Here is a 13,960-nt window from a genome sequence, read left to right on the forward strand (position 1 = left end):
TTAGGGGGACGGAAATGATGAAGAGGGGCAGGGCAGCAGTGATGAATCCTGCCCCTCTTTTTCTTGAAATATAAGAATTTATATGTTTCACACCATAATTTATCCTTCTATTTCGCGCTGAAACGATACCGTCCTTATAAGGACGGCAAAGCCGTTTCCACTTGTTAAAGAATGCTTATGTAGAGAGTTTTGCTGCGCAAAACTTATTAGGAGGAACTGATATGGATGCACAAATAAAGCCGGAGGCCGGTGCCCCAGGTACGCAGGCCAAGCAGAGAATCAGCGGCCGGGCGGTGCTTTTATCGCTGGGAGTGCTGCTCGCCAACATTGTGATCAACGGGCTGATCTTCTTGTTTTTCCGCGATTCTACGCTTAATCCGCTGCTGACTGCGGTGCTTGCCGTGCTGTGGGGCGTACTGGGGGTATATCTGATCTATTACACCCTGACCTGGGCGGTTGAGCAATATCCCGATCGTATCCGCAGGAAAGTGCTGCCCTACGTATTTGTCGGACCCGCGGTTATTATCCTCGGCTGGCTGTTAATCCTGCCTGCGCTGCGGACCCTGTACTTAAGCTTCTTCAATGCTTCTTCGGAGAAGTTCGTCGGACTCAGCAACTATGCTGCCATTTTCAGCGATCATCTGTTGGCAACCGCACTGCGCAACAATCTGCTCTGGGTATTTGTGGGGACACTGGCCTGTGTATGCTTCGGGCTGCTTATTGCCATTCTTGCCGACCGCAGCAGTTATGAACGTATCGCCAAATCGATCATTTTCATGCCGATGGCCATATCCTTTGTAGCCGCAGGCGTGATCTGGAAGTTTGTCTATTATTATCAGCCGGGCGATGAGCAGATCGGACTGCTGAACGCGATCGTAACCTATTTCGGCGGCGAACCGCAGGCCTGGACGAGTATGCTGCAGCCCTGGAATAATTTCTTCCTCATTATTATCCTGATCTGGATGCAGACGGGGTTTGCCATGGTCATCTTCTCTGCAGCCATCAAAGGTGTTCCTGACGATATTCTGGAAGCCGCACGGGTGGATGGAGCCGGTGAGGTGAAGATTTTTTTCGGTATCATGATTCCGTTTATCTCCTCGACCATTCTGACGGTAACCACAACCATTATTGTCTTTACATTGAAAATATTTGACGTCGTCATGGTGATGACGGGAGGTCAATACGATACAGAAGTAGTAGCGACACAGTTCTACCGGCAATTCTTCATGTACCGCAACTTCGGTTACGGCTCAACACTTGCTATCGTACTCCTGATCGCGGTATTGCCTGTTATTCTTATTAATCTGCGTCAGTTCCGCAAGCAGGGGGGATTCTAATGGTCGGCAAAAAGAAAAGAAAAAGCAGCAAAACCATTGTTAACCTGATACTGGGCGTCATCTGCTTCATCTGGATTCTGCCGACGTTCGGGCTCTTTGCCTCCTCCTTCCGTCCGGCTGCGGATATTCTGCACACCGGCTGGTGGAAGGTCTTCCCCCATCAGGAGTGGAAGGCCGGCGAAACGCTGCAGCTGTCCAAGGATGTGGATCTGCGGCAGCCGATTGAGGTGAACGGCAAAACCTACAGTGATGATCAGCTCAAAGCAGGTGTGAAGGCGGATGACAGCCGCCTGATGTGGGAGAACCGCAGAGCGCGCACGGTCAATATGCAGGAGCAGGGCTGGAAGACTACGCCTGACCTGACGCTTGATAATTATAAGAATGTACTGTCCGGTAAGGAATACAAGCTTAAGGAAGCCGACGGCAGTGAGACGGTGCAGAAGGGCAGCGGATTATCGCAGGCGTTCTGGAATACGCTGACGATTGCCGTTCCGGCTACGGTGATTCCGGTGCTGATCGCCTCTTTTGCCGCATACGCCTTCGCCTGGCTACGGTTTCCTGGCCGCAAGACGCTGTTCGTTATCATTATCGCGATGCTGGTCATTCCGATACAGGTTGCGCTGATTCCGGTACTGAAGGATTACACGTCGCTGGGGCTCAATGGCAGTTATCTCGGAATCTGGCTGGCGCACACGGCCTTCGGCCTGCCGCTGGTTACGTACTTTATGTATAACTTCATCAGCCAGCTGCCGAAGGACCTGTTCGAATCAGCCTTCATTGACGGGGCCAGCCACTTTACCATTTTCAGCAGGCTGATTCTGCCGCTCTCTGTGCCTGCGCTCGCCTCCATCGGAATCTTCCAGTTCCTCTGGGTGTGGAATGATTATCTGGTGTCGCTGATCTTCATCGGCAACCAGCCGTCGGTGCAGGTGATGTCCATGAAGATCGCCGATCTGGTCGGCTCACGCGGCAATGACTGGCATTTGCTGACTTCGGCTGCGTTTATCTCAATGCTGATGCCGCTGGCGATCTTCTTCCTGCTGCAAAAGTATTTCGTCAGAGGTCTGATGGGCGGATCGGTGAAAGGCTGAGCCTGTGGCTCAGAGCAGGTACGGGTATGCATGAGTACCGCCATTTCCGGCGGCAATGTAAAGAGCGGAGGTCTGTCCCCCCGGAGATCCGATGCGGCGGTCAGGAGAAATTCGCAATCAGGAGGAGAAGACAGAGATGAAGATGAAGCCCTATGAGCATCCGCCGGCATTATATCCTTACCGCGAGTGGAGTCTCGGTGAGGAACACTACGAGGATGAGTATAATCAGCGGAGCGAGAGCGTATTCGCGCTCGGCAACGGATATATCGGTATGCGTGGTAATTTCGAAGAAGGCTACTACGGCAAGGCGGGCACTTCCGTAGCCGGGAACTATCTGAACGGATTCTATGATTCTGAGCCGATTGTCTATCCGGAAGGGGCCTTCGGGTTCCCTTCCCGGAATCAGGCGATGCTGAATGTGACTGATGCGCGTCAGATCGAACTCAGTATTGAAGGACATGATTTCCGGCTGGACCAAGGGAAGGTGCACCGGTATGAACGCCGGCTGGATATGCAGAGCGGTATTCTGCACCGGGAGGTGGAGTGGGAATCCCCTGCCGGCCACCGGGTGCTGCTTCAGATCCGCCGGATGGTGTCGCTTGAGCACAAGCATCTGGCCGCAATCGATTATGCAGTGACCGCGCTGAACTTCTCCGGCACGCTGAAGTTTGAATCTGCCGTGGACGGGGAGATCCGGCGGCCGGAGGCCACGGATGATCCGCGGCTGGGTGCAGGCAGTGCCGAGCCCAGCCTGCTGCTGGAGGATACCGGCTACGATGCTGCTGCCCGCAAGCTGTGGATGAAGCAGCGGACACGGCATACGCGGTTTGCGCTGCTGACCGCAGTCAGCCATGCGCTGCAGGCGAAGTCCGGCCGCGAGATGAGCCACCAGCTGATCGGGCAGCGGATATCGGTATGTTATGCGGCAGCGGTGCGCAGCGGTGAGACCGTAAGACTCAGCAAATATATAACCTATCACACCTCCAAGGATTACGCGGAGGAGGAGCTGCATGGCCGGAGTGACAGGGTGCTGGAGATGGCCGGAGAACTTGGATTCACTGGCCTGGCCGGGGAGCAGCAGGAATATCTGGATACCTTCTGGGCGCATACGGATGTGGAAATCAAGGGCGACCCGGCGCTGCAGCAGGGTATCCGCTTTAATGCTTTTCAGCTGCTGCAATCGGCAGGCCGGGATGGCGCGACCAATATCGGAGCCAAAGGCTTGACCGGAGAAGGCTATGAAGGCCATTATTTCTGGGATACGGAAATGTACATGCTGCCGTTCTTCACCTTCACGCAGCCTGAAGTCAGCCGGGCGCTGCTGGAATTCCGCTATGCTACGCTCGGCAAGGCGCGGGAACGTGCGGCGGTCATGTCGCAGAAGGGGGCGCTGTACCCGTGGCGGACGATAGACGGCGAGGAGAACTCTGCCTACTTCCCTGCCGGGACCGCCCAGGCGCATATCAATGCGGATATTGCCTACGGGCTGAAGCAATACGTGCTGGCAACGGGCGATACGGAATTCCTGGTTGCCCAAGGGGCGGAAATTCTGTTTGAGACCTCGCGCTTCTGGGCCGATCTCGGTCACTACAACCCCGCGCGCGGAGGTGCCTTCTGCATTGATGCTGTGACTGGACCGGATGAATATACGGCGATTGTGAATAACAATGCCTACACCAATCTTATGGTTCAGGACCAATTCATATATGCCTATGAGACCGCCCTGCTTCTCCAGCAGGAATATCCTGCTGACTATGAACGCCTGCAGCGGGCCATAGGACTGTCCATGGAAGAGGCGGAGGGCTGGAGGGAAGCCGCCGGAAGGATGTTTATTCCTTTTGACGATGATCTCGGCATCTATGCCCAGGATGATACGTTCCTGGCGAAGCAGAAATGGGATTTCGAGCATACGCCGCCGGATAAATATCCGCTGCTGCTGAATTATCATCCGCTGGTGATCTACCGCCACCAGGTGCTGAAACAGGCGGATCTCGTAATGGCCATGTTCCTGCTCGGGAATAAGTTCAGCCTGGCGGATAAAATCCGCAACTATAATTATTATGAGCCGCTAACCACCCACGACTCCTCCTTGTCACCTTGTATTCACAGCATCATGTCTGCTGAGATCGGCGATTTAACCGGGGCATATGCCTACTTCGACCGCACCGTGCGGATGGATCTTGATGACATTAACCGCAACGCCAAGGACGGGCTGCATATGGCGGCGATGGCCGGCTCGTGGATGTCGATCGTGAACGGTTTTGGAGGGTTGCGGCTGTATGAGGGGGAGCTGAGCTTTGACCCTTCCCTGCCGGAGCAGTGGGAGAGCTACCGCTTCAAGATCACCGTACGCGGGCAGCTGCTGGACATATACGTTAATCGTGAAGCAGTAGTATATACCCTGCTGGAAGGTACTGGGCTGGATATCAGGCATAAGGAACAGCCGATGCGGCTGCTTCCGCAGGAGCCGGTGACTCTCTCGCTTGCGCGCCGCCTTCAGGCGGTGATCTTCGATCTCGACGGCGTCATTACCGACTCCGCCGAATATCATTATCTGGCCTGGCAGGCACTCGCGGATGAGCTGGGCATTCCCTTCAGCCGCGAGAAGAATGAACGGCTGAAGGGCGTCAGCCGGATGGAATCGCTGGAGATTGTGCTGGAGGACAGCGAGCTTGCGCTGCTGCCTGAGGCTGAGAAGCTCCGGCTGGCGGAGAAGAAGAACGATCATTACAAGGGGATGATCGGCCGCATCACCCCGGCTGACCTGCTGCCGGGGATTCCTGAGCTGCTGGATTCCCTGCGTGAGCGGGGAATCTCTGCGGGGCTGGCCTCGGCCAGCCTGAATGCGCCGCTGATTCTGGAGCGCCTAGGCGCAGCCCATTGGTTCCAGGCGGTCGCCGACCCGGCTGAGCTCCGGAAGGGCAAGCCCGACCCGGAGATCTTCCTCCAGGCGGCGGAGCTGCTTGGGGCCGCGCCGGGCAACTGCATCGGCGTGGAGGATGCGGCCGCAGGGGTCGCCGCGATCAAGGCGGCGGGCATGAAGGCCGTAGGCATTGGCAGCGCGGCGCAGCTGAGCGCGGCTGACCTGCTGCTGCCGTCTACCTCGGCGCTGGATGCCGGGAAGCTGCTGGAGCTGTGCGCACGGTAACCGGCAGAGCAGCGAACTTTCGGTGTTGAAACCGGTGTATGTACGGCATGTGAAGGGAGCCGTAGTATGCTGAAGTGCTCCGCTTTGCGGTTAAGAGAAATATTAGACGCCCGTGTTCTCCTTAGTTGGTGGGGGGAGCATGGGCGTCTTTGTTGAAATTCAAGAATGTATAAGTTTCACACGATTACTTCTCCTTCCTATTTCCCGCTGGAATGGACGGTCCTTATTAATGACGGCAAGGCTATTTCTTACGGGTTAAGGTTATTTATCGCTGAGCTATCCCAGCCCTGCTCCGGGAACATTTGCCGCAGGTGGTGCTTCATGTGATTCACGTATTCCTCAACCAGCCATTGCAGGGTGACTGTAGTACCGTCATTCCGGAGGAAAAGAAGGTTCAGCTGCTCAGCAGACAGTCGCGAAATTACGCGCAGGACCGACTGATTCAGGCTGATCCACAGGGTCAGCACTTCTTCATGCGGAGCCGAGGCATAATGCTGGGCATTCATCCATTCATTCTGGTCATAATAAGCCAGCTGCAGGGGCTGCGGCTCGTACTGAACCTTGATGAACCGGGTGAGATTGTTGATTGCCGAATCGCATAAATGTCCGAGTAGTTGCAAACAGGACCATTTGCCTCCCGGACGCGGTGCGGCGGATTCCTCTGGAGTAAGACGGTTATACGCAGCGGGTACTGCTGCCAGCAGCAGCTGCAGCTCTGCAATCATAGGCGTTAGCATCAAAACATCGCTTCCTTTCAACTATAAAGTGTGAATAGGATTGGATCAGGAGTCTATCCCTGAATTCAAATATAGACACTATATAGAGACTATTGAGAAACTATTGCTGTATTCCTCTAATCCCCGCCGGAAGTGGGCGGAAAGGGGAAATGAGGGGCATAAGTGCCCTTGATTTCGCCAGTTGCGGGCCTAAGGAGGAAATGAGGGGCATAAGTGCCCTTGATTTCGCCAGATGCGCGCGCAAGGAAGAAATGAGGGGCATAAGTGCCCTTGATTTCGCCAGTTGCGGGCCTAAGGAGGAAATGAGGGGCATAAGTGCCCTTGATTTCGCCAGTTGCGGCCCAAAGGAGGAAATGAGGGGCATAAGTGCCCTTGATTCCGCCAGATGCGGGCCTAAGGAGGAAATGAGGGGCATAAGTGCCCTTGATTTCGCCAGATGCGCGCGCAAGGAAGAAATGGAGGGGCAAAAGTGCCCTTGATTTCGCCAGTTGCGGGCCTAAGGAGGAAATGAGGGGCAAAAGTGCCCTTGATTTCGCCAGATGCGCGCGCAAGGAAGAAATGAGGGGCAAAAGTGCCCTTGATTTCGCCAGTTGCGGGCCTAAGGAAGAAATGAGGGGCAAAAGTGCCCTTGATTTCGCCAGTTGCGGGCCTAAGGAGGAAATGAGGGGCATAAGTGCCCTTGATTTCGCCAGTTGCGGCCCAAAGGAGGAAATGAGGGGCAAAAGTGCCCTTGATTTCCCAGGCTTCACCGGGGCGACCCAGAAGCAGCCTGAATGAAGCCATGCGTGGCGGCCTGGATATCTGCATGAGCTGCCCAGCAGGCCTTATATGTCATTTAACCGTATAAACTCCAGCCTGATTCACCCGTTAGGGTGACTTTGTGTCTGTGTCTGTGCCTATGCCCATGTCAAAGGCTAAGTCGTAGCGCCCTCCTCCAGCTCCACGGGCAGGATGTAGGCTGATTCGACGGGTTCGCCCTGTACCTGGCGCAGGATTAAATCGACGGCCAGCTTGCCCATCGCCTCCATCGGCTGGCGGATAGAGCTGATGGCCGGATACAGCAGGCTGCGCAGAGTGATGCCGTCATAGCCGATAATCCGCACATCTTCGGGAACGCGCCGCCCTCTGATCTGGCAGGCCTTCAGGGCACAGGCGGCAATGATGTCACTGCCGGCGAAGATGCCGTCCACCTCAGGATGCTCGCGGAACAGCTGGGCCAGCAGCAGCTCATAGGCTTCGAAGTCGAAGCTGTTGTTGTCCGTATGCAGCGAAACGTACTGGGCGCCGTGCTGCTTCGCGGTTTCTTCAAAGGCCACGCAGCGCAGATGCGATAAGATATTCAGCTTGGGATGCCCGCCGATATGGGCCAGGCGGCGGCAGCCTTTTTCAATCAACAGGGTCGTGGCCAGCCGTCCTCCCGCGTAATTATCCGAGCATACATAAGGAATATTCGGCGAAATCTGCCGGTCAAAGGTAACCAGAGGCAGGTTCATCTGCCGGTAATCCTCTACTTCAAGCGTATGGCTACCCATAATAATGCCGTCCACCCGGCTTGCTCGCAGCATGTTGATATACTCCTGTTCTTTCAGCTTGTCCTGCCACGAGTTGCACAGCAGCAGCTTGTAGCCTTCCCGGTAGGCATGTTCTTCAATATGACTGGTCAATTCCCCGAAAAAAGGCAGGGAAACATGCGGTATAATCAGTCCGATGATGTTTGATTTCGAGCGACTGAGGGAGCGGGCCAGTTCATTCGGGCGGTAATTGAGCTCGTCCATCGCCTGGTGCACCTTCTGCTTCAAATCTTCACTTAAGTAACCCCTGTTGTTCAATACCCGGGATACGGTAGTTGCCGATACGCCAGCCTTCAGCGCAACGTCTTTGATGGTCGGCATGGCCTGGCCTCCTGTCTAAACAGTCAACTGCAAATTCATTCTAACGTGAGCGCTGTTCTCTGTCCACAAAGGCCGCAGCTCCGCTCTATTTGTTGTTTATTAAAATATCGTTTCCCCCTATAATTATAAGAAAGCGGCAAATTTAAAAGATAAGAATTCATTTGCTTTATGCAATAAATTATCCTTATTTTTTACGCTGATACCGTACGGTGCAGAATGGGGTGGCTTTTTTCGCTCAAAAGAGGGATGGGAAATGGGTTTAACGAATTAGTATAATGTCGAAATTCCTCGTTTTATAATCGAAATCTGACTTTGAGATAGATGAACGGGAGTGTGCGAATGGGTGTAGATAAAATTCATCTCAGGTTGTTAAAAAGCTTGCTCTTGCCGCTGTTTATCTTACTGTGTACGACAGAAGGCACACACGCCTACGCCGAAGAACTTCCCGCTCAGAATGTGCTGGTGCTGCATTCCTATCAGAAAGGTTTTGCCTGGAGCGATGAACAGAGTGCCGGAATTGAAGAACGCCTCAAAAGTGCAGCCGCTCTGCCCGTAATCTATACCGAGTATATGGATTGGAAACGGTATCCCAATCAGGAGAACCTCGAACATTTCTACGAAACGATCAAATTCAAGTATCAGAATGTCCATATTGATGCGGTTCTCGCCACAGATGATGCAGCCCTGAGCTTTGCTATGAGATACCGCCGGGAGATCCTGGATGATGCTCCTATCATCTTCAGCGGTGTCAATGAGCTGGGTGTGGCCGGCATCCCGGACACTCACAATATCACAGGCGTTATCGAGAAGATTGATCCTACGCGTACGATCCAAATGGCGCTGGAGATCAACCCTTCCGTGAGGAAGGTTTACGTTGTTTTTGATAATTCGGAGAGCGGATTGTCGACCGGCAAAATGGTGATGGATCAGATTGACGCCCTGAACCTGGGGCTGGAGATCTTCCCTATGAACCGTTTTTCTATTGAACAAATTAAAGCAACGGCATCCGCCCTGTCTCCGGACAGCATCGTGCTGATGACTACATACTATAGTGACTCTACCGGAAGGATTGTTGAGTTTGACAGGTTCTCAAGTGAACTGGGCAAGAGCAGCAGTGTTCCGGTGTACCATATCTATGATTTTGGACTAAACCACGGCGCCTTTGGCGGCAGTCTGATCAGCGGCAGAATTCAGGGCCAGACCTCAGCGGAGCTGGCGCTGCGTATCCTGCAGGGGGAGCGTGCGGATAATATCCCTGTGGTGACTGACAGCAATGTCCGCAATGTATTTGACTACAATGAGCTTCAGCATTTCAGCGTACCGCTGGACAAGCTGCCGGAGGGCAGCGAAGTCATTAACAAGCCGTTCTCCTTCTATCAGACCTACAAAGCGCTGGTACTGAGCATTATTGCCGCTTTTGCCGTGCTGCTGACCTTTATCTTTGTTTTATTATTCTATGTACAGCTGGTGAAACGGATCAGAAGCAATCTGGAAAAAAGCAATGAACGCTTCAGCCTGGCCACCTATGGCGCGGACGCGGTAATCTGGGACGTGGACATGTCCACGATGATCTATTACTTCTCGGACAGCTGGTACGAGCTGCTGGGGTATGAACGGGATGAGGTCAATGAGACCCGCGGCGGCTGGAGAGACCTCCTGCATCCTGAGGATGCCGAGCAGGAGGACCGGCTGCGGACCCAGCATCTGGAGGGTCGTTCTTCGTATTACTACGCCGAATACCGGATGCGCAGCAAGTCGGGGGAATACAAATGGTTCCAGGCCCGGGGCAAGGTGCTGCGTAATGCAGGCGGCGGATATATCCGGTTTGCCGGGTCGATGGTCGATGTCACCGACCGCAAAGGGTATGAGAGCAAGCTGCAGATGAGCTATCAGGAGCTGGAGTCTACCTATGAGGAGCTGACAGCACTGCAGGATGAGCTGCTGGAGCAGTATAACAAGGTGGTGGAGAATCAGGCGCTGCTGCAGACCAGTGAAGAGAAGTACCGCCTGCTGGCCTATAATGATGTACTGAGCGGCCTGCCGAACCGGCTGTCGCTTTCCGAAGAGCTGAAGAAATTTATTCAGGAGCACTCCGGCGGCCATGCGGCACTGTTCTTCCTGGACATTGATAATTTCAAGTATATCAATGATTCGATGGGCCACACCTTCGGCGATGAGCTGCTGGTGAAGGTCGGTGAGCGGCTGCTGGAGCTGTCCGACGGACGCAGTAAGCATTTCCGCTTCGGCGGCGATGAGTTTGTGATCCTTTTCAAGGATGTAGACGGGTATAGTGAAGTGATCCGCTATGCGGACTCGTTGGTGCAGGGCTTCAAGGAGCCGTTTCAGCTGAGTGCCAGTGTTGTACATATCTCGGCCAGTATCGGGATTGCTCAATATCCGGAGAATGGCGTGAACGCGGAGGAACTGCTGAAGAATGCCGACATTGCCATGTATAAAGCGAAGGAAGCGGGCAAAGGCATTTATGTGATCTACGGGCGTGAGATGCAGCAGCATTTTGATGAGCGGATGATTATTGAGATGCATCTAAGAAACGCCATCTCCAATAACGAGCTCTCGCTGCATTATCAGCCGCTGGTAGATGTCGGTTCGAACGAGATCTGGGGCTTCGAAGCCCTGATCCGCTGGAATAATCCGGTGCTGGGCTTCGTATCGCCGTTGTCCTTCATCAAGATTGCCGAGGATTGCCGGCTGATTGTGCCCATCGGGGAATGGGTGCTGCGCACCGCCTGCCAGTTCATCAAGGATCTGCAGAGCCAGGGGTATACGGGCTGTCATATCTCGGTTAACATCTCGGTCATTCAGCTGATGCTGGATGATTTCACGGACATGGTGCTTACGGTGCTGCGGGATACCGGACTTGCCCCGGAATATCTGGAGCTGGAGATTACAGAGTCGATCTTCATGGAATCCTTCGAGGCTATCAGCTCTAAGCTGGAAGCACTTAAGGTTAAGGGAATCGGCATCGCGCTGGACGACTTCGGAACGGGCTATTCTTCACTGAGCTATCTGAAGCAGCTGCCGATTACCACACTGAAGATTGATAAGTCCTTCATCGACAGTATCGATACCCCGAACAACATGTCGCTGGCCAGCTCCATTGTGACCATCGGCCACGATATGGGTCTGAATGTTACCGCAGAAGGGGTGGAGACCCCGGAGCAGCTGGCTTTTCTGGAGCGGACGAGCTGTGACAAGATTCAGGGCTATTATATCAGCAGGCCTATCCCGGAGAAAGAGGTCGCGGGCTGGGTGGCCGGACGGCGTGCGGGCTGAAGCAATAAGTATACGAAATGTACTCCGTTTATAGTATAGGTATGTAATATAAAAACAAAAAGGAAGCCTCCTTCAAAACAAGGGAGGCTTCCTTTTTGTTTTTTCTTTTTCGCAAAGTGGGGTAGGGGAGCTATCCGGTCTCCTTAATTCTCTACTTCAGCAGCTTCCGTGCCAGCTTGACCTTGTTGCCGTATGGCGGATAGACAATCCCGAAATCCAGTCTCGTGCTTCGCTTAACAATGCTCTTGCGGTGGGAGAAAAGCTCAAAGCTATGCTTGCCGTGATAGCCGCCTATCCCGGAATTCCCCACACCGCCGAACGGCAGATGGGTGCTGGCGACATGGGTAATGGTATCATTCACACAGCCGCCCCCGAAGGAAACGCTGTCCATTACCTGCTCTTCGATCTGCTTATCCTCAGTGAACAGATAGAGGGCGAGCGGCTTGGGGTGATCGTTGATACTCCGGATAGCTTCGCTAATCTGGCTGTATTCCATAATCGGCAGCACGGGTCCGAAGATTTCATCCTCCATCGAGGCATCGCTCCAGGAAGCCGGGTAGATCAGGGACGGCTCGATGTAGAGATCCTCCGGCACAACGCTGCCGCCCAGGATCAGCTTATCGCGGTCCTGCTCAAGCATCTTTTCAATCCGTCGCAGCTGGCGTTCATTCACAATCCGTCCGTAGTCTGTGTTATGCCGGATATCCGTTCCGTAGAATGCGGTGATGCTGTGTTTGATCCGCCCGATCAGCTCAGCTGCAACATCGCTATGGACCAGCAGGTAATCCGGGGCGATACAGGTCTGCCCGACATTGATCAGCTTGCCCCACACGATCCGTTTGGCCGCGGCCTCCAGATTGGCGGTCTTGTCAACAATGACCGGACTTTTACCGCCCAGCTCAAGGGTTACAGGCACCAGATTCTTCGCTGCCGCCTCCATGACGATTCTGCCTACAGGCACGCTGCCGGTGAAGAATATATAATCGAATTTCGCGTGAATAAGCAGATTTGTCGTCTCTTTCTCACCCTGCACCACCCGGATATATGCGGGGTCAAAGGTCTCCCGGATCATGTCTTCAATGACTGCCGAAGTAGCCGGGGTACTCTCGGAAGGCTTCAATACCGCGCCATTGCCGGCGGCAATGGCGCCGATCAGCGGCTCAATCAGCAGCTGGAACGGATAATTGAAAGGTCCGATGATGAGCGCAGTCCCATAAGGCTCTGCTAGAATGCTGCTCTTCGCCGGGAACATGTGCAGCGGTGATCTTACCTTAACCGGCTTCATCCAGCGCCGCAGATGCTTCATCATATAACCGATGCTGTCCAGCGTGAAGCCGATCTCCGTGGCGTAGGCCTCGAATTCACTCTTACGCAGATCCTTATTCAAGGCGGCGATAATCCGGGGCTCGCTGCGCTTGATAGCGTCCTTCAGCTTCTGCAGCTGCTCCAGGCGGAAGCCGGGGGTTCTCGTGATTCCGCTGCTGAACCATTGTCTATGATCTTCCAGCAACTGGTCGATATGGGGTGCGGTTAATTGCAACATGCTTGCATCCTCCTCGGGTGAATCTATAGGGTTCGTCTAGTCTAGCCCGGTTTGCTCTGCACCGGGGATCTTCACAGATTGCCTGCTGTAGAGGGCAGGCTCAGGAGGTAATCATTCATCCGGCTGCGGTCCAGCAGCGTGATTTCACTGCCCTTGAAGTCAATCCAGCCCTGATCGCGCAGGAATCCAAGCTCCCTGGACAGTGAAGGACGGGCGGTATTCAAATGCCCGGCCCATTCTTTGCGGCTGAAGGGGAGCTTCAGCGTATCGGAGGCCTGCTGCGTGCCTTGCTCCAGCAGGAAGTCTATAATCCGGCGCCGCAGCGGCCCGGCGGACAGGTTCTCGATTTTCCGGTTAACAAGCACCAGCCGTTCGGACAGATTCTCAATGAAGCGGGTGAGAATATCTGTGTCCGCTGCGAATATTCGCAGCAGCTCCTGCTTGCCGATGAACATCACCTTGCAGGGTCCCGTTGCTGTTACCGTGGCGGGGGCTACATTATCCCTGCGGAATAACACGGCCTCCCCGATGGTCTGTCCTTCCTTGAGATGGGCGATGGTAACGCTGCTGCCGGTGGAATGCGTCTTCTGCACCTCGACCCGGCCGGAGAGAAGAATTCCCAGCCGGTCAGCCGGATCGCCTTCGGCGAGGATGATGGCATTCCTGCGGTAAGTGCTGACGGTGTAGGCCAGCGTATGCAGCAGCAGTTCGATCTCTTCTGCGGACTTCCCGCGGAATAACAGGCAGGCTTGCAGCGCGGCAGGCTCCAGTTTCATACATTTCCTCCGAATTCATAATAATCGGTAACATCCGTTACCGATTGATAGACGAAAGTCTACTACAATTACTGGTAACTGTAAAGGCGGGACGCAGCGCTGTCCTGTCCAGCTATCCAATTCATGATGAGGAGTGAATGAG

At 54.2% G+C, this 13,960-nt stretch carries 8 protein-coding genes; 4 read left to right on the plus strand and 4 right to left on the minus strand.

Annotated features, from left to right (window positions below; all coding sequences use genetic code 11):
• The first annotated feature begins 221 nt into the window (after window positions 1-221).
• The 3 genes from MKZ24_RS06160 to pgmB all read left to right on the plus strand — a co-directional run bounded on the left by MKZ24_RS06160 (window position 222) and on the right by pgmB (window position 5,576).
• Window positions 222-1,337 carry a carbohydrate ABC transporter permease gene (locus MKZ24_RS06160; RefSeq protein ID WP_340781722.1) on the plus strand — a complete coding sequence of 372 codons (1,116 nt, stop codon included), beginning with the start codon at window positions 222-224 and terminating at the stop codon, window positions 1,335-1,337.
• A complete protein-coding gene (locus MKZ24_RS06165) occupies window positions 1,337-2,428 on the plus strand; it encodes a carbohydrate ABC transporter permease (RefSeq protein ID WP_340781723.1) in 1,092 nt (363 codons plus the stop codon). The genes MKZ24_RS06160 and MKZ24_RS06165 overlap by 1 nt, the downstream gene beginning before the upstream one ends.
• A gap of 136 nt (window positions 2,429-2,564) precedes the next feature.
• The gene (gene pgmB / locus MKZ24_RS06170) at window positions 2,565-5,576 is read left to right on the plus strand and encodes a beta-phosphoglucomutase (protein ID WP_340781724.1); all 3,012 of its coding nucleotides are present in this window, start codon (window positions 2,565-2,567) and stop codon (window positions 5,574-5,576) included.
• A gap of 248 nt (window positions 5,577-5,824) precedes the next feature.
• Here pgmB and MKZ24_RS06175 read toward each other — a convergent pair whose 3' ends face one another.
• Both MKZ24_RS06175 and MKZ24_RS06180 read right to left on the minus strand, forming a co-directional pair.
• The gene (locus MKZ24_RS06175; protein ID WP_340790071.1) at window positions 5,825-6,313 is read right to left on the minus strand and encodes a DinB family protein; all 489 of its coding nucleotides are present in this window, start codon (window positions 6,311-6,313) and stop codon (window positions 5,825-5,827) included.
• 914 nt (window positions 6,314-7,227) lie between these two features.
• Window positions 7,228-8,205 (minus strand): LacI family DNA-binding transcriptional regulator, encoded by a 978-nt coding sequence (locus MKZ24_RS06180; RefSeq protein WP_340781725.1) that lies wholly within the window; start codon window positions 8,203-8,205, stop codon window positions 7,228-7,230.
• Window positions 8,206-8,544: 339 nt separating this feature from the next.
• On the opposite strand from MKZ24_RS06180, the gene MKZ24_RS06185 reads away from it, so the two are divergent.
• Entirely contained in the window at window positions 8,545-11,499 is a 2,955-nt protein-coding gene (locus tag MKZ24_RS06185) for an ABC transporter substrate binding protein (RefSeq protein WP_340781726.1), read from the plus strand.
• 151 nt (window positions 11,500-11,650) lie between these two features.
• Here MKZ24_RS06185 and MKZ24_RS06190 read toward each other — a convergent pair whose 3' ends face one another.
• Entirely contained in the window at window positions 11,651-13,042 is a 1,392-nt protein-coding gene (locus MKZ24_RS06190) for an aldehyde dehydrogenase (protein WP_340781727.1), read from the minus strand.
• Between the two features lie 71 nt (window positions 13,043-13,113).
• Complete coding sequence (locus MKZ24_RS06195; protein ID WP_340781728.1) at window positions 13,114-13,818, minus strand: Crp/Fnr family transcriptional regulator; 705 nt, start codon at window positions 13,816-13,818, stop codon at window positions 13,114-13,116.
• Window positions 13,819-13,960: the final 142 nt, after the last annotated feature.

The organism is Paenibacillus sp. FSL R7-0297, assembly GCF_038009025.1.
Lineage (GTDB): Bacteria > Bacillota > Bacilli > Paenibacillales > Paenibacillaceae > Paenibacillus_AQ.